The following is a 17,365-nucleotide window of genomic DNA, read 5'->3' as shown; positions in this document are numbered from 1 at the left end:
AGATATTTATTCTTCAGGGTTTTTATTTCTTTTTTATGATTTCTGGATTTAATGGCTATCATATATAGGAATGACACATAGGAGGTATTTTGTGGAATGACTAAAAGAATTTTATGGAGAGTATACATCGCATTTCTTTTTCTTTTCTTTGTCCATATCCTTGAAGCAGACGCTTCTAGTCAAATTTCCTATAGGGATAGAGAGCACTCTCAATTAAATCATGAAGAATTCTTAAAGCTTGAAAGGCAAGGTTATAAAGTTCAAGATATTGTAAGAGCAGCCCATATTTCCATGTATACGAATAACAGTATTGAAAGCATCTTACGGTATTATAAGAAATATTCTTCATGGGATAAAACAGCGCAACATTTTGGTGTCGATTTAAAAAAGCTAGAAGCAAACGATACTCGTAATATGCAAAATTCACAACAAGAATACAAAGAAAAAATGATTAAGATTATTGCAACCTATACGAAAATGTCCACTGCGAATATTAGTCAATATTTAAAGGAAGATGCAGATATACACTTTTTGCTAATAGCTGCAGCTATATCCAAAACAAGCAATACCGAATTATCACAAATTATTCAATACAAAAAAGAGGACAAAAACGTAGACCAGATCATTCACATTGTACAGGCGGACCGAAAAAAAGTATTTGAAGAGGTACAAATGCTTCATAACAGAATGAAACAAATAAAATGAGAAAATGTTATGACCTTTTAAGAAATTTCCTTTTTATACTTTACTCTCTCCGGAGCAATAGAAAGCACATTTTTTAACATAAATGTTCGTTGCTCTTTCCGTAAATAACAAAATGCTCGGAATGAATCTATTTCAACAGAGAGAACTTTTATTTTGCGTTGAGTGATTTCATTTTTATTAGATACATAAATCATTTCGAGCCGTGCACCAGTTTCAAGGGCTCGCAAAAGAATACCTTTCAACACAACCACCTCACGAACGTACGTTTGATATTATTATACACAAACATACGTTCTTTTAAAACTTAATTGATACGATTTTTTATTTTACAATCGGTTTTTCCAAAAGACAAATGACATTTCCACAAAAAAAATAGTTAAAAAGGGCTATTACTAACCGATTTTAACTATTTATTCTACATTACACGCTTAAACATTTTTTCCATTTCATATACACTGTAATGAATAATGATTGGACGTCCATGTGGACAGGTAAATGGGTCGGAGGCTTGACGCAATGAATCGAGCAATGCTTGAATCTCATCATTTCGCAAAAAGTGATTTGCTTTAATGGAATCCTTGCAACTCATCATAATTGCCGCTTCCTCCCGAAGTTTTTTAACATCTACTTTTTTCATCGACAATAGCTGTTCTACCATGTCTTCAATTATTTCCTTTTCTTCTCCTTTAGGAAACCACACTGGATGGGAACGAACAATAAAGCTATTATGACCAAATGGCTCCATAAAAACACCAACAGAAGCCAGTTCATCCATATTTTCTTGGATTTTGATGCATTCATCCGTTGAATATTCGAAAGTAATCGGTACTAGCATATCCTGAAGCTGTTTCTCTACCCTGCCGACCTTTTCCCTGAAATATTCATATTTAATCCTTTCCTGAGCTGCATGTTGGTCAATTATATAGAGCCCTTTATCATTTTGAGCAAAAATATACGTTCCATGCATTTGTCCAATTGGATATAACGGCGGGATCCTACTTGATGTTATTTCTGTTACCTCTTCTTCTGCAATTTCCGGGTAACTGCTATCCATGTCATCAGACTTTTCAAGAATTACTTCCGGAAAAATGGCATCCTCCTTCAAAGCATTTGCTTCATGCTTCGGCTCCCCATCCTCTAAATGAAACACTTTTTTCATTTCCTCTAAAGGTAAGATTTCTTCCTTTGTTTGTTGAAAAGGAATAGACTCTCGCTTATAAATTGCTTGAACAGGCCGAGTTACATCAGGTAAATGATCCAACTGCAGGGAGGTTTGAACCGGTGCTGTTTCTTTTTCCTTTGAATGCAAATTACCTGTAGGAATCAGTACTTTATCTTTAAACGCTTCTTTAATTGTATTTGTTACAAGTTCATTTAATTCTTGTTCCTTACTAAGCCTTACCTCCAATTTAGCCGGATGAACATTCACATCCACTAAAATAGGATCCATCTCTACATTTAAAAGAATGATAGGGTACCGGCCAATAGGAAGAAGAGTATGATACCCCTCCTGAATAGCTTTTACTAATGAATAATTTTTAATAAAGCGCCCATTTATCATCGTGGAAATATAATTCCGCGAAGCTCTCGTTACTTCTGGCATGGAAATATAACCGTTTATTTTAAAATCAAGTGAACCAGCAGAAATGGGAATCATTTGTTTCGCTATATTCATTCCATAAATAGCGGCTAAAACTTGACGAACATCGCCATTTCCATTCGTTTGCAACAGAAGACGCTCATTATGCCGCAAGCGGATCGATACTTCTGGATGGGCAAGAGCCAAACGATTTACAACATCGGTGATATTACCAAGCTCTGTATGGATCGTTTTTAAATATTTTAATCGTGCAGGTGTATTAAAGAATAGGTCAGTTACCGAAATATCCGTGCCTTTTCTCCCGGAGCTTTTCTCATGATTTATTACATGCCCACCCTCGATCGTTACTTTTGTACCAGAACCATTTCCGGTTGAAGATGTCATTTCAAGATGAGATACAGAAGCGATACTTGGTAATGCCTCTCCCCTAAACCCTAATGTTCGAATGCGGAAAAGATCATTTTCATCCTTAATTTTACTAGTCGCATGTCGTTGGAAAGCAATTAGCATATCATCCTCTTCAATTCCTGATCCATTATCGATAATGCGAATCTTTCCAAGTCCCGCTTCCTCAATTTCTATTTCGACGATGGTACTGCCAGCATCTATAGCATTTTCGACAAGCTCCTTTACAACGGAGGCCGGTCTTTCTACCACCTCTCCTGCCGCAATCTTATTGGAAAGAATATCATCAAGCTGAATGATTTTACCCAAAGGTAACACCGCCTAACCTTTCAATTTCCTCTGTAATTCGTATAGAACGTTCATTGCTTGCAAAGGATTTAATTCCAATATATTTATATTTTTGAGTTCTTCCATTATCTTCATTTCCTTTTGGAGTGGTTCTAGCTTCGTCTTCACTTGCGGTTCATCAAAGAAGGAAAGCTGCAATTGCGGTTCCTTCATCTTTTTAGGAACTTCCACTTCCTTTGAATCCTTTTCCAATTCGGCCAAGATTTCATTTGCTCTTACAATTAATTCACTTGGCAGCTCTGCCAATTCCGCCACGTGAATACCATAGCTTTTATCTGCAGGTCCTTCTTTTATTTTGTGCAAAAAGACAACCTTTCCGTTCTGCTCCATCGCACTAACATGAACATTTTTAAGCTGTAATAACTCTTCCTCCAAAACCGTAAGCTCATGATAATGAGTAGAGAATAATGTTTTTGCATTAATACGATTGTGTATATATTCTATAATCGCCTGAGCAAGGGCCATTCCATCATAGGTTGAAGTCCCTCTTCCTATTTCATCAAATAAAATCAGACTGTTTTCCGTTGCATTCATAATGGCATTTTTGGCTTCCAGCATTTCTACCATAAAGGTGCTTTGACCTGAGATTAAATCGTCTGCAGCGCCAATTCTTGTAAATACTTGATCGAAGATAGGCAGTACGGCTTCTCGTGCTGGTACGAAGCATCCTATTTGGGCAAGAACCGATGTTAAGGCGATCTGCCTCATGTATGTGCTTTTACCGGACATATTTGGTCCTGTAATTAAGAGCATTTCCCTTTCACTGTCCATATAGCAATCATTTGGCACATATTCCAGTGCATCCATGACTTTTTCGACAACAGGATGCCTTCCGTCTTTAATGATAATTTTCCGCTCTTGGTTGAAGACTGGCTTAACATAATGTCTTGTTTCACTGACGGTTGCAAAGCACTGCAATACATCTATTTCACTAATGATCCCTGCTAGGCTTTGTAAGCGCGGTATATAGTCTTTCACCATTTCACGAAGCTGTAAAAATAATTCATATTCTAAATCGACGCTTTTCTCTTCAGCTTGTAAAATAAGAGCTTCCTTTTCTTTTAATTCTGGCGTAATAAATCTTTCTGCATTTGCCAATGTTTGCTTTCTTTCATAACGGCCTTCCACTAATAAATGCAAATTAGATTTGGTTACTTCAATATAATAGCCAAACACACGATTATATCCGATTTTCAAAGATTTTATTCCAGTCCGATTTCGTTCCTCCTGCTCCAGCTGGGCAAGCCATGTCTTTCCATTTCGACTTGCATCACGGTATCGATCCAACTCTTCATTATACCCTTGTTGAATCATACCTCCTTCCTTCACAGAAATTGGAGGATTTTCTAGAATGGCTCTTTCAAGAAGATCCGTAAGATCCTCACAAGGGTCTAATCGCGTTGATAATTGCAATGCTTCGTCATCATGAAGCTGTTCTAAAATGGAATGTATGGCTGGCACTTGCTGCAGAGAATATTTTAATTGAACTAAATCTCTAGCGTTCACATTTCCAAACGCAACTCTCCCAGCAAGTCTTTCTATATCATATACTTCCTTCAAGCGTTCTCTTAATTCCTGTCGTTCGAAAAAACGCTCCATAAAAATTTCTACTAAAGCATGTCTTCTTTCTATTTCCTTTTGCTCGATTAACGGACGGTCAATCCAATGCTTTAATAGTCGTCCGCCCATAGCAGTCATGGTTTCATCGAGTAGCCATAATAAAGAACCTTTTTTCCCTTTTGAACGAATCGTTTCTGTTAATTCTAGATTTCGCTTTGAATAATAATCTATTTTCATATATTGATGAAGATCGAATTTAGTTACAGCCTGTAAGTGATCTAGACTTCGCTTTTGAGTCCTGTGTAAATAATTTAAAAGGCGTATAACTGCCTGCTTTAGCTCCTCTGTTTCCACATTCTCTAGTAATCTGGAAAACTCCGGTTTCCACTGAGTATTATTTTCAAAGGAAATAGTCATGTTATTTCGCTCTTTTAATTGTTTCACATACAGTTCCTTGAATGAATCAGCAACAACTACTTCCCTGGCACTAAGAATGGAAAGCTCATTTACAACATGTTCATATGAGTTAATGGAAGTTACTTTGCCCTCTCCGGTGGACAGGTCAATATAGGTTAACCCGTAGGTTTCATTTTCAAATACAGTGATAGAAGCGATATAATTATTTTCCTTTTCAGCAATGCCTTTTCCCTCCATCACGGTACCTGGAGTGATTAGCTGAACTACTTCCCTCTTTACAACACCCTTTGCTGTTTTAGGATCTTCCACCTGTTCACATATCGCTACTTTATATCCTTTGTCCACTAATTGTTCTATATAATTGGGAGCAGAGTGATATGGGACACCGCACATCGGAATCCTTTCCGATCCGCCTCCATCTCGACTCGTTAACGTAATCTCTAATTCTTGTGATGCTTTAACAGCATCCTCGAAAAACATTTCATAGAAATCACCTAAGCGAAAAAATAAAAAGGCATCTTGATATTCTGCCTTCACTTGCAAATATTGAAGAATCATCGGGGTGTATTGACTCATTCCTACCAAATTCCTTTCCGTTCGACATCTTTAGATAAACATTATTATATCATAAACCCCTCTATTACTTCATGAAATCTAATATTTGGATTTATAAAAAGATATAAAAAAGAGTGGTATTAACCACCCTGATTTCTATTCATTGAAAAATTCAAGAAATTCCATCCTATTTCCGAATGGATCTGACACATGTATACGGCTTCTGCCTTCAATTTTCGGTTCTTCCTTCCAGTCTATTTGATGCTTGTTTAATGTAGCCTTCAATTCCTCTATATTTGTAACAATCAATCCTGGATGTGCTTTTTTTGCCGGTTTAAAATCTTCTTCCACCCCGATATGAATTTCCTGATTACCGCATTTAAACCAACAGCCACCTCTTGCTCTTAGATTTTCAGGCTTTGGAATCTCAGATAAACCTAAAATAGTAGCGAAAAACTGTCTAGCTTGTTCTTCACAGCCTTTAGGCGCAGCTAATTGAATATGATCAATACCATGAAACACGAAAGACATTTAGAACATCCCCTTCTGATAATTTACACCTCTATTGTATATATTTTCATCCAAAAATACTTATACAATATTATTATGGATAACTATAAGAAAAACGAATAATCTGAGCAGTTTTCTATACATTAGTTATATGTAGAAGTCTATTTAAAAGCTGTTTTCGTATAAAATGTTGTTTTTCGTATATTGTTATAATTCCTAATATAGTCTTAGCAAGGGCATCTTTTCTAAAAAAAGGGTTTTCCTCCAGGATTGCAAACCATGGCTATATTAAGATTTTTGTCTGAAAAGGACACAAAAGTTTAAGAAAAGAGCCTTTGCAAAAGAAAAACTAGGAAGCTATCTTCCTAGTCGTTATTCTTCCTCCGATCCTACCAAAAAGTCCGGATCTAGTTCTTCAAACTCTTCATCAAGTTCTTCTTCCCACTCGTCATCACAGTCACAGCCATCTGGATGGATAGCAACACATACCTTTGTTTCACCGATGACCTCGACGAGGAACTCTCTTTCTACATTTACAATGATTTTATTTCCATTTGGCGATATTACTGCTTCGACACAATTAGGTTGCTGAAGGACGCGGGCAACTACTTCTTTATCGTCTAAGCAATCTGGGTCACGATAGCTTAGCTTTACAACATCCGTATATTCCACTTTTTCTGTAACAACAGATGTTTTTGTATTGTTACCATGGGAATACCAGACATTTATTTCGTATGAACCATTAATTTCGACTCTTTTGTCTACTTTTTTTGCTTCATACCGATGGTTTATAATCCAGCAACCTAATATGCTCGATGGATGATGCGGCGGTGTGATCGTATGATTGGACTGTGTAAATTTGCGTCCCTTCGCTACGACCGCTTTCGTTATTATTTCTCTATATTCTGCCATTCGAGCGAACCCTCCTCATTTATTTTCAATTCATCCTATGCATGCCTATAGACTAGTGTGCCAATATTTTTGCGTTCACTACGGAAGCTACAGTACTGTATTCTCCTATTTGGAGGAATCTCAGTACTATGTGCAACATTGAAAACAGTAACTATTTATGGGTTAATTCATTATATGTAAAGGTGGGTTTTGTGTTCTAGGCGATTACTAACGTTGATGCATGTAACATAAACCTTTTAAATTCAGAATACTTTCTTGCATTAGATTAACGCTTGGTCTTAGAAATCTAACCATTTGTATTTTGTTATACAATTATATTAAGAAGATCAAATACATAGAGAGGAGTAAGAGTGGCGCAAAAAAAACACAATATATGGTACCCATCAGGAAATATTTAAAAAGGTGACCGCTCATATTATTACAATATTCATTAAAATGTATTTGGACTGGTAATATTCCCTATTTCAGATGGAATTTTTGACGTATTAAGCAATTATGAACCCAAAATAATGACAAGACATAAAAATAAAAAAGACCATTATCTTAAAATAAGATAATGGTCTCATATGCATTAGTCACAGCTGCCTGGAGTACTATTTTTTACTTTTGATCCTGTTTCGCCACGAAGAAGATCTCCACCGGTTGACATGATTATTTCATCCGTCACCGTATTAGAAATAGTTGAAGCTACAATTTGAAGCAAGTCATTTACATCCGTTTGTGATTGCTTGAACTCTTGCACGATTGGAATTCCATCCAATTCTTCCTCGATCTTTTCAATTTTAGCTTCTACCATTTTAAGAGCTTCCGTTTTTCCGTAATGCTGAAAATTAACGGCTTGTTTCTGCAAGCTTTTAATACTTGCAATCATTTCCCGTACTTTTTGGTTTTCATTGATTTGTGCTTCTGCCCGCTTAAAAAAATCAACTTCCTCTGTTTCGGATATCATTTTTGCAAGCTCTGTAGCACGTGATACAATATCATCTTTTGTATATTTTTTCATTATTAGTTCACCTCGGCAACTTCTAGTTCTTCCACCATTTCTCCATTTAAGGACCAAGTTTTCGCTTCTGTAATTTTTACTTGTACAAGTTTTCCAATCGCTGATTTTGGTCCTTTAAAGTTTACAAGCTTATTTTTTCTAGTATAGCCTGCTAAAACATCCGGATTGTTTTTACTTTCGCCTTCTACAAGTACTTCTACTGTCTGTCCTTTATATTTCTCTAAGGCTTTACGGGAGAGATCGTTTACAACATCATTTAATCGTTGGAGACGTTCTTTCTTTACATCCATAGGAATATTATCCTGCATTTTTGCTGCAGGTGTACCTTCGCGTGGAGAGTAGATGAAAGTATACGCCATTTCAAACCCAACTTCTTTATATAAAGAAAGTGTTTCTTCAAATTGTTCATCTGTTTCATTAGGGAAACCAACAATGATATCCGTTGAAAGGGCTACTTCTGGAATCGCCTTTTTAATTTTCCCTACTAATTCAAGATAACGTTCTCTTGTATATTTACGGCCCATAATTTTCAAAATATCACTAGAACCTGATTGAACAGGAAGATGGATATGTTCCACTAAGTTACCTTTTTTCGCTAATACCTCAATCAAACGATCGTCAAAGTCGCGTGGATGACTTGTGGTAAAGCGGATTCGTGGAATATCTATCTTTCTGATATCATCCATGAGATCTCCTAGACCATATTCGATATCCTCGAAATCCTTACCGTAAGCATTAACGTTTTGACCAAGAAGGGTAATTTCCTTATATCCAATTGACGCAAGATGTCTAACCTCTTGAATAATATCCTCCGGTCTGCGGCTTCTTTCCTTTCCGCGCGTATAAGGAACGATGCAATACGTACAGAACTTATCGCAACCGTACATAATGTTTACCCATGCTTTAATGCTTCCTTTTCGGACTTTCGGAAGATTTTCAATTACGTCTCCTTCTTTTGACCAAACTTCCACTACCATGGCTTTAGACATATACGCTTCTTTTAAAATATGTGGAAGGCGATGAATATTATGTGTCCCGAAGATCATATCGACATGATGATGTTTTTCAAGAATTTTATTAACTACAGATTCTTCTTGGGACATACATCCGCAAACACCAATTAATAAATCAGGCTTTTCCAGTTTAAGTGGCTTTAAGTGGCCAATCTCACCGAAAACCTTGTTTTCAGCATTTTCTCGGATCGCACATGTATTAAGCAGAATTACATTCGCATCTTCTACGGTATCAGTAGGCTCATAACCAAGCTGCAAAAAGATACCAGCCATTACTTCTGTATCATGCTCATTCATTTGGCAGCCATATGTGCGAATATAGAATTTCCGGCCGTTTCCCATTCCTTGAAATTCTTCATCAATTTGAAAATCATTATGATATTTTACTTCCTCACGACCACGTTTTCTTGCTTCCTTCAAATTTGGAGGAATATAAACGGATTGAAAGTATTTGCTGTAATCCTTTTCGGATTTTTTGTCCGCTGGATTAGCCGTGCTAACTTGTTGTCCTTCTAAACGCTGTTTCTCGTTCATAAGAATCTCCTTTCTTCGTTACACAAAAACAAGAATGAATTCAATCTATTTTATACTAAATTTTCACAGGTTCCCAATAATAAATACTATTATACACATTATTTTAGTATAAAGCCTTTTAGGGTTGAATACAATAGTCTCAAACAATTGTCGAAAGTTGTTCATTCAATATGACAATACTAATAACGGATGGAAGCAAAAATAAACCTGATTGCATAATAGCCGCAATCAGGAATGGATTTTTTATGTTATGGAATTGATGCATTTTTCCGCGTTATATTTATCTTGGTTCAACAATTAATTTGATTGCTGTTCTTTCTTCCCCTTCAATTTGTATGTCCGTAAAAGCTGGAATACAAATTAGATCGACACCACTTGGTGCAACGAATCCCCTTGCAATAGCAACTGCTTTCACTGCCTGATTTAATGCTCCCGCTCCAATAGCTTGAATTTCTGCGCCACCTCTCTCACGAAGAACACCGGCAAGTGCACCAGCTACAGAGTTAGGATTGGATTTTGCTGAAACTTTTAATATCTCCATTTCTTCTCCTCCTTGTTATTTCCCAATACCGAATGCCCATTCAGAGTGAACCATCCTGGTATAATCATTCCATTTCTACTATATTCACCTGGAAGCAATAGTATTCCGGCTTGCCCTAAAAAAAGAGGAAAAGAAACTTATTATTAAGAATAGAAAGGGTGATCTTCATTAATCAAAATAGTATCGATTTTTTTTGATTTACCTGTATTGGAATCAATTTCAATAATACATGCGCTTAACTGGTTTCTCCCCGTTTTAGGCACTTCAAATCGTACAGGAAGGCTGGTAAGAAATCTTTTCATTACTACTTCTCGGTCCATACCTAAAATACCATCATATGGACCCGTCATTCCTACATCTGTAATATAAGCGGTACCATTAGGAAGTATCCGATTATCCGCCGTTTGAACATGTGTATGAGTTCCAACTACCACAGAAACTTTCCCATCCAAATACCATCCCATTGCCTGCTTTTCGCTTGTTGCTTCCGCATGAAAATCAACAAAAATGATATTTGTTCTTGCTTTCGCAATATTAACTAATTCATCCGCTTTCCTAAAAGGATCATCCAAAGGCGGCAAAAATGTTCTGCCTTGCAAATTGATTACCGCTATTTCGACTCCATTGATATTTCCAAAAACCAGACCTTTTCCAGGTGTTCCTTCAGGAAAATTAGCTGGCCTTATCATATATTTCGCATCATGAATAAATTCAAAAATCTCTCTATTATCCCAAGTATGATTTCCTAATGTAATGACATTAGCGCCTTTCTCAAGGAACTGACGGTAGATTTTTTCTGTTATCCCTTTTCCGCCTGCAGCATTCTCACCGTTAATAATAGTAAATTGTGGTCGATATTTCGCTTTTAACTTCGGTAAATATTCTGACACCATATCACGACCGGGTGAACCGACCACATCTCCAATAAACAATATTTTCATTTGTATCCCTTTCTAGTATGCAATTGTTTTTTTACCTTTATATTTTATAAGATTTCCATCGTAAAGTGAAATTTTCATTTGGATAATAAGAAAAGCGGTGTATTCACACCGCTTCTAAAATGATTTTATGAAGATTATTTGGCATACTCTACTGCTCTTGTTTCACGTATTACCGTTACCTTAATATGACCTGGATAATCAAGCTCACCTTCAATTCGTTTTCGAATATCTCGAGCTAATCGGTGTGCTTCTAGATCATTAATTTGTTCCGGCTTCACCATAATGCGAACTTCTCTTCCGGCTTGAATTGCAAAGGATTTTTCTACACCCTCATACGATTCAGAAATTTCCTCTAACTTTTCAAGGCGTCGAATATAGTTCTCAAGTGTTTCACTACGTGCACCTGGTCTTGCTGCCGATAATGCATCCGCAGCTGCAACCAAGACGGAAATGATGGACGTTGGTTCTGTATCTCCATGATGGGAAGCAATACTGTTAATAACGACAGGGTGTTCTTTATACTTCGTTGCTAATTCCACACCAATTTCAACATGACTGCCTTCCACTTCATGATCCACAGCTTTTCCAATATCATGTAATAAGCCTGCTCGACGTGCTAGTCTTTCATCTTCACCAAGCTCTGCTGCTAGCATACCTGATAGATGTGCAACCTCCATCGAATGTTTTAGAACATTTTGCCCATAGCTTGTACGGAACTTCATACGTCCTAAAATTTTGATTAAATCTGGATGGAGTCCATGAACATCAACTTCAAATGTTGTTTGTTCACCTATTTCGCGGATATGTTCATCCACCTCGCGTCTCGCCTTGTCGACCATTTCTTCAATTCGTGCAGGATGAATACGTCCGTCTTGAACTAGTTTCTCAAGTGCAATTCTTGCAGTTTCTCTTCGTATTGGATCGAATCCTGAAAGAATAACAGCTTCAGGAGTGTCATCTATTATTAGATCAATTCCAGTCAATGTTTCTAATGTTCGAATATTACGCCCTTCACGGCCGATAATTCTGCCCTTCATCTCATCGTTTGGAAGATTGACTACTGATACAGTTGTTTCGGCAACATGTTCAGCAGCACACCTCTGAATTGCAAGAGAGAGAATGCTCTTAGCCTTTTTATCCGCTTCCTCTTTCACGCGATTTTCACTTTCCTTGACCATAATGGCTATTTCATGTGAAAGTTCATCTTCCACTTTCTTTATGATAATCGCCTTCGCTTCTTCGCGGGTAAGACCAGAGATACGTTCTAGTTCTGCTTTTTGTGTCTGTACCATCTCGTCCACTTTGCTTTCCATCTCTTCAATATGTTGTTGTCTTTGATTCAGAGAGTCCTCTTTCTTTTCTAGAGTTGTTTCACGCTTATCAAGTGATTCATCTTTACGATCGAGGTTCTCCTCCTTTTGCAATAATCGATTTTCTTGTTTTTGCAATTCATTTCTTCGTTCACGAAGTTCATTTTCAATATCAGTACGAAGTTTATGATTTTCATCCTTTGCTTCCAACAGAGCCTCTTTTTTCAAGGCTTCAGCTTCGCGCTTTGCATCTTCTATGATCTGCTCAGCGGCATTTTTAGCTCCTGTTATTCTCGCTTCTGCAAAAGACTTACGAATAAAATAGCCAACAACTACACCAACGATTAGGCCAAGCAAAATGGAGATGATTGCTAATACTGGTGGCATCTTTTCACCTCCCCTTGCTATGAACTTGTATCATGTCTCAAACATGTCGGCTGCTACATTGTTACAAAGGTTTCAATAAACAGCACTTAGGCTTCAAAAAATATCATTTTTTAAAAAAAATTATACATATTAATTTTATAGTTGTGAATATTTATTGTCAAGTGGCTACCGTCAAATAGAAAAGTTGGGGAGTGTTGGAAAGAAGTAGACATAATATGAAGAATTAGAAAAGCAAAGCCATTCAATAGCTTTGCTTTAATGATTTTATTCTAATTCAAACTCTTCTTGACTATCATCAATTGGAGCTTCTTTTTCTTCATCCAATCCATAATGGTCGCGAATTTTTAACATAATTTCATTAAGAACCTCTGAATTTTCCTTTAAAAATAGCTTCGCATTTTCTCTTCCTTGACCTAAACGCTCCTCATCATAGGAATACCAAGCACCGCTCTTTTGAACGATATCTAGCTCAGAACCCATATCAATGATTTCTCCCTCTTTGGAAATCCCTTCACCATACATGATATCCACTTCTGCAGTACGGAATGGAGGCGCTACTTTATTTTTTACCACTTTAATTTTTGTTTTATTCCCTACAATTTCATTCCCTTGCTTGAGTTGCTCAGCACGACGTACCTCTAACCGGACAGAGGAATAAAACTTAAGAGCTCGCCCACCAGGTGTTGTTTCTGGATTTCCAAACATTACACCAACCTTTTCCCTTATTTGGTTAATGAAGATGGCGATTGTTTTTGATTTGTTAATAGCGCCAGAAAGCTTACGTAGAGCTTGAGACATTAGACGAGCTTGTAAGCCTACATGCGAATCTCCCATTTCCCCTTCAATTTCTGCCTTCGGAACAAGTGCAGCAACAGAGTCGATAACAATAATATCTATGGCACCACTACGTACGAGAGCCTCGGCGATTTCAAGAGCTTGTTCCCCTGTATCAGGCTGGGATAATAATAATTCATCAATGTTAACACCTAATTTTTGTGCATATACCGGATCCAAAGCGTGCTCTGCATCAATAAAAGCTGCTTGGCCGCCTTTAGCTTGTACTTCTGCAATCGCATGAAGTGCAACAGTTGTCTTACCAGAACTTTCCGGACCATATATTTCAATAACGCGCCCTCTTGGATATCCACCGACACCTAATGCGACATCTAAGGCTAGGGAGCCGCTTGGAATAGTAGAAATCTTTCTATCCGTTTGTTCCCCAAGTTTCATTATAGATCCTTTACCGAACTGCTTCTCTATTTGCTTAAGAGCCATATCTAAGGCTGCTTGACGATCGTTCACCATGTTTCCTCCTCGTTCTCCACGTATTCTATTAAGTTTAAAAATCCCTTATCTTTACTATAACTGTTTTCTCTCCATTTGCCAAGCAAAAAATCGAACATTCATTCGATTGATTTCTTTTGATTGTTGGCACTAAAATAAGCATTTACTTTAGAGAAAATGCTTATTTTAGTACCTATTTTATTGTGAAATAGCCTTTTTATAAATTTATAAAAAAATTATTTTTAAAAGTCCCATTCATTTACTTGATTGACTTGAAGTCAATTCTCGAAGCAAATAATAGCATCCATACTTAACCGTGCGAAGTCGATTACTATTCCGATTGCCAGCAAGCTCTAATAAAAATGTATTAGTTGGTTTATTTTTCACAGATATTCCAATCCAGATAGTCCCTGGTTCCTTTCCTTCTAGTGAATCAGGACCTGCAACACCGGTGAAGCTAATGCCAATATCTGAATCTAGCAACATTCGAATATTTTCCGCCAGAGCAGCCGCACATTCCTTACTGACAGAACCATACTTCTCTATTACCTCTTTTTTCACCTTCACTAAGTCATGTTTCGCCTCATTAGAATAGCAAACAATCCCGCCTTTAAGAATGGAACTAATACCGGAAATCGATGCCATTTGAGAGGAAAACATTCCAGCTGTTAAGCTCTCCGCTATTGCTATCGTGAGCCCGCGCTCTTTCAGCTTTTGAACAGCCTCCAGCATAAGTGTAGTTTGATCATACCCGTAACAATATTTACCCACTATTTGAAGGATATTGCGCTCGGTCTCTTTAATCATTCGCATTGCTTTTGAACTGGAAGCATGTTTTGCTGTTATCCTCAGTGTAACCTCACCGTCAGAGGCATATGGTGCAACCGTCGGATTGGATTGATTGGCAATAATGCTTTCGATTTCAGTCTCTAATTGTGCTTCTCCTATTCCAAAAAAACGCAGTACCTTTGATTCAATATGTTCAACTACATCCATTTCAGCAAGGATTGCCTTTCGACCAAATGCATTAAACATCGGCTCCATTTCAAAAGGTGGTCCTGGCAGAAGCATATAAAAATGCTCGTTGTTTTTAAGAAACATTCCAGGCGCCATGCCAAAATTATTTGGCAAAACTTGTGCACCTTCCAGAACGAGCGCTTGCTTTTTATTATTTTCTGTCATTATCCGATTCACTTTTTTGAAATAAGCTTCGATAGATGACATAGCATGCTGATCGGTTACCAGGCTCTTTCCTAAATGAGCAGCAATCGTTTCCTTTGTTAGATCATCCTTCGTAGGACCTAAGCCTCCTGTAAAAATAATCAAATCAGCTCTTTTCTCTGCTATTTCAATACTTCTTTTTAATCTATGAGGGTTATCTCCAACAACTGTATGATGGAAAACATTAATCCCCATTTCAGCTAAAGCAGTTGAAAGAAATTTGGCATTTGTATTAACGATTTGCCCAAGCAATAGCTCCGATCCGACAGCTATTATCTCTGCATTCATATTCAGAACTCTCCCTTTATTTGGAGTTAGAAAAAATCGAACGGTTTTTATAAATATAATCCCATCCAGAGTATATAGTGAAAATCATTGCAATCCATAATGCAATCGTGGCAAAAGGGAAATGGAGTGGTTCAAATGGAAAGTTATGCAGCAATAATGCCGCTATTGCAATGGTTTGTGCCCACATTTTAATTTTTCCAGGCATAGCGGCTGCAACAATTTCCCCTTCACCAGCCAGGATTGCGCGTAGTCCAGTAATAGCAAACTCTCTGCTTATGATGACAATCACAATCCATGAAGGAGCAGAGCCTAACTCTACCAATATTATTAATGCGGACGAAACAAGAAGTTTATCTGCCAAAGGATCAAGAAACTTTCCAAGATTTGTAACAAGATTATATTTTCGGGCAAGATGTCCGTCAAACCAATCTGTAATGGATGCGATGATAAAAATGATAGCTCCTATTAAATGGGCTGTGGGTATACTAATATTTAATAGCTCCACATTTCCCCACGGAAAGGGTGCAAGCATAATGATAATAAATATCGGAATTAAACATATACGTGTTATTGTAATTTTATTTGGTAAATTCAAGATACTTCCTCCATTATAATGTTCTGACAAGACTCTTTTCTGAATTTTTCTCGGTTATGCGGATAAAAAAATAATATTTCGATTAGCTTTTTTGAAAAGATGCCCTGAAACGAAAGCTGTATTAAGATATACAGCATTTACGAAAAGCAACAAGTTTATAATCGTCATTTGGATTTTAACCATTTATATATGAAAGTAATCTTTGACTAAATTATATTAATAATTTCGTTTTTAATATAAGTCAAAATGGAAAAAGTGCCATTTATCCATTTATTTCCGATACTAAATTCAAAGAGAAAAATAGCCATCTACAGATGACTATTCAGTTTTTAACGGTTCAAATTGAATTGTAATGTTTTGAGTCGTTTGTTGTGATGCAAACTCAAGTTTTTGATCATTTACAAATATCTCAGTATCAGGAACATGCCCAATTTGAATATTAGCTCCGCCTTCTTGAGTTATATCAAAATCCTGTTTGTCACCTTTGTTCAAGATACCTTGATAAATGAATTTACCTTTGTCGTTGTTCACTTGAACCCAAGTTCTTCCTAAAGATGATATCGTTAATTTAAATGTATCCGTATTGGATAATTTGTATGTAGTATTTTTTCCGGCAGAACTGACAACCTTTAATTCTTGTTCCGGTTTAGGTGTATCCTCTGAATTGGGAGAATCATTGTTAGTAGTACTATCGGTACCAGTATTATCATCTATACTGCCTGATTGATCGTCTGCAGAAGCATTATCTTTAGGCTTAGTGGCACTAGACTTCCCTGACTCATTCACCTTCACTTGCGAGCTATTTGTATTGCTTTGATTCCCAGCCTGTGGAGAACCGGAATACTTTTGGACTAATATCCAAACCAAAAATACCGCAGCAACAATAAAAGCAACTACAAGAATAGTCGGTAAAATACTAAAAACTTTCGAGGTGCCTTCCGAAACAGTTCTCCTCGACTGAACTCTGGAAATTTGTTCTGTGATTTCCTCATTATGAGTAACCGGAACTTCACTTTTGAATTCCTCAAAAACCTGTTCTGATTCGAGTCCTACTGCTTCTGCATATTGTTTAATAAACGCACGGACATAAAACTTCCCAGGAATAATATCGTAGTTTCCTTCCTCAATGCCTTTTAAATATCTTTTTTGAATTTTCGTCATTTCCTGAAGGTCGTCTAGACTTAAGCCTTTCGCCTTTCTAGCTTCTCTTAACCGAGTTCCTAGTTCCGTCAACAT

General features: G+C 37.0%; 15 protein-coding genes. 1 reads left to right on the top strand and 14 read right to left on the bottom strand.

Annotation, left to right across the window (positions count from 1 at the left end; genetic code table 11):
- The first annotated feature begins 96 nt into the window (after positions 1 to 96).
- Positions 97 to 705, top strand: coding sequence for a hypothetical protein (locus KHA87_RS04845; RefSeq protein WP_213092969.1), 609 nt, complete (start codon positions 97 to 99; stop codon positions 703 to 705).
- Positions 706 to 722: 17 nt separating this feature from the next.
- Here the strand turns inward: KHA87_RS04845 and KHA87_RS04840 are convergent, their stop codons facing one another.
- From KHA87_RS04840 to KHA87_RS04775, 14 genes are all read right to left on the bottom strand, one after another.
- Complete coding sequence (locus tag KHA87_RS04840; RefSeq protein WP_213092968.1) at positions 723 to 947, bottom strand: hypothetical protein; 225 nt, start codon at positions 945 to 947, stop codon at positions 723 to 725.
- 173 nt (positions 948 to 1,120) lie between these two features.
- Complete coding sequence (mutL, locus tag KHA87_RS04835) at positions 1,121 to 3,019, bottom strand: DNA mismatch repair endonuclease MutL (protein ID WP_213092967.1); 1,899 nt, start codon at positions 3,017 to 3,019, stop codon at positions 1,121 to 1,123.
- Positions 3,020 to 3,031: 12 nt separating this feature from the next.
- Positions 3,032 to 5,611 carry a DNA mismatch repair protein MutS gene (mutS, locus tag KHA87_RS04830; protein WP_213092966.1) on the bottom strand — a complete coding sequence of 860 codons (2,580 nt, stop codon included), beginning with the start codon at positions 5,609 to 5,611 and terminating at the stop codon, positions 3,032 to 3,034.
- A gap of 135 nt (positions 5,612 to 5,746) precedes the next feature.
- Entirely contained in the window at positions 5,747 to 6,121 is a 375-nt protein-coding gene (locus tag KHA87_RS04825; RefSeq protein ID WP_213092965.1) for a VOC family protein, read from the bottom strand.
- A gap of 351 nt (positions 6,122 to 6,472) precedes the next feature.
- Positions 6,473 to 7,012, bottom strand: a complete 540-nt coding sequence (locus tag KHA87_RS04820; protein ID WP_213092964.1) for an outer spore coat protein CotE — start codon at positions 7,010 to 7,012, stop codon at positions 6,473 to 6,475.
- Positions 7,013 to 7,583: 571 nt separating this feature from the next.
- Complete coding sequence (locus KHA87_RS04815; RefSeq protein WP_213092963.1) at positions 7,584 to 8,015, bottom strand: YlbF/YmcA family competence regulator; 432 nt, start codon at positions 8,013 to 8,015, stop codon at positions 7,584 to 7,586.
- 2 nt (positions 8,016 to 8,017) lie between these two features.
- Positions 8,018 to 9,562, bottom strand: a complete 1,545-nt coding sequence (miaB, locus tag KHA87_RS04810; protein WP_213092962.1) for a tRNA (N6-isopentenyl adenosine(37)-C2)-methylthiotransferase MiaB — start codon at positions 9,560 to 9,562, stop codon at positions 8,018 to 8,020.
- A 280-nt stretch (positions 9,563 to 9,842) separates the two neighbouring features.
- Positions 9,843 to 10,103: a stage V sporulation protein SpoVS gene (gene spoVS, locus KHA87_RS04805; RefSeq protein WP_055740338.1), complete on the bottom strand. Its 261-nt coding sequence runs from the start codon at positions 10,101 to 10,103 to the stop codon at positions 9,843 to 9,845.
- Between the two features lie 143 nt (positions 10,104 to 10,246).
- Positions 10,247 to 11,044 carry a TIGR00282 family metallophosphoesterase gene (locus tag KHA87_RS04800; RefSeq protein ID WP_213092961.1) on the bottom strand — a complete coding sequence of 266 codons (798 nt, stop codon included), beginning with the start codon at positions 11,042 to 11,044 and terminating at the stop codon, positions 10,247 to 10,249.
- 134 nt (positions 11,045 to 11,178) lie between these two features.
- A complete protein-coding gene (gene rny / locus KHA87_RS04795; RefSeq protein WP_213092960.1) occupies positions 11,179 to 12,741 on the bottom strand; it encodes a ribonuclease Y in 1,563 nt (520 codons plus the stop codon).
- Between the two features lie 264 nt (positions 12,742 to 13,005).
- Positions 13,006 to 14,043 carry a recombinase RecA gene (gene recA, locus KHA87_RS04790; protein WP_213092959.1) on the bottom strand — a complete coding sequence of 346 codons (1,038 nt, stop codon included), beginning with the start codon at positions 14,041 to 14,043 and terminating at the stop codon, positions 13,006 to 13,008.
- Positions 14,044 to 14,280: 237 nt separating this feature from the next.
- On the bottom strand, positions 14,281 to 15,534 hold the full coding sequence (locus KHA87_RS04785; RefSeq protein WP_213092958.1) for a competence/damage-inducible protein A: 1,254 nt from the start codon (positions 15,532 to 15,534) through the stop codon (positions 14,281 to 14,283).
- 16 nt (positions 15,535 to 15,550) lie between these two features.
- The gene (pgsA, locus tag KHA87_RS04780; protein ID WP_213092957.1) at positions 15,551 to 16,129 is read right to left on the bottom strand and encodes a CDP-diacylglycerol--glycerol-3-phosphate 3-phosphatidyltransferase; all 579 of its coding nucleotides are present in this window, start codon (positions 16,127 to 16,129) and stop codon (positions 15,551 to 15,553) included.
- A gap of 318 nt (positions 16,130 to 16,447) precedes the next feature.
- Positions 16,448 to 17,365, bottom strand: coding sequence for a helix-turn-helix domain-containing protein (locus tag KHA87_RS04775; protein WP_249310127.1), 918 nt, complete (start codon positions 17,363 to 17,365; stop codon positions 16,448 to 16,450).

Origin of the sequence: Bacillus sp. FJAT-49736, assembly GCF_018343615.1 — a bacterium.
Lineage (GTDB): Bacteria > Bacillota > Bacilli > Bacillales > Bacillaceae_C > Margalitia.
The sequence above is the reverse complement of the archived record's forward strand: the minus strand, read 5'-3'. Positions and strand labels throughout refer to the sequence as shown.

Coding starts and splice junctions, on each gene's coding strand:
- KHA87_RS04845 (WP_213092969.1), top strand. CDS start 97: ATGACTAAAAGAATTTTATGGAGAGTATACATCGCATTTCTTTTTCTT.
- mutS (WP_213092966.1), bottom strand. CDS start 5,611: ATGAGTCAATACACCCCGATGATTCTTCAATATTTGCAAGTGAAGGCA.
- KHA87_RS04825 (WP_213092965.1), bottom strand. CDS start 6,121: ATGTCTTTCGTGTTTCATGGTATTGATCATATTCAATTAGCTGCGCCT.
- KHA87_RS04820 (WP_213092964.1), bottom strand. CDS start 7,012: ATGGCAGAATATAGAGAAATAATAACGAAAGCGGTCGTAGCGAAGGGA.
- KHA87_RS04815 (WP_213092963.1), bottom strand. CDS start 8,015: ATGAAAAAATATACAAAAGATGATATTGTATCACGTGCTACAGAGCTT.
- miaB (WP_213092962.1), bottom strand. CDS start 9,562: ATGAACGAGAAACAGCGTTTAGAAGGACAACAAGTTAGCACGGCTAAT.
- spoVS (WP_055740338.1), bottom strand. CDS start 10,103: ATGGAGATATTAAAAGTTTCAGCAAAATCCAATCCTAACTCTGTAGCT.
- KHA87_RS04800 (WP_213092961.1), bottom strand. CDS start 11,044: ATGAAAATATTGTTTATTGGAGATGTGGTCGGTTCACCCGGTCGTGAT.
- rny (WP_213092960.1), bottom strand. CDS start 12,741: ATGCCACCAGTATTAGCAATCATCTCCATTTTGCTTGGCCTAATCGTT.
- KHA87_RS04785 (WP_213092958.1), bottom strand. CDS start 15,534: ATGAATGCAGAGATAATAGCTGTCGGATCGGAGCTATTGCTTGGGCAA.
- KHA87_RS04775 (WP_249310127.1), bottom strand. CDS start 17,365: ATGTTGACGGAACTAGGAACTCGGTTAAGAGAAGCTAGAAAGGCGAAA.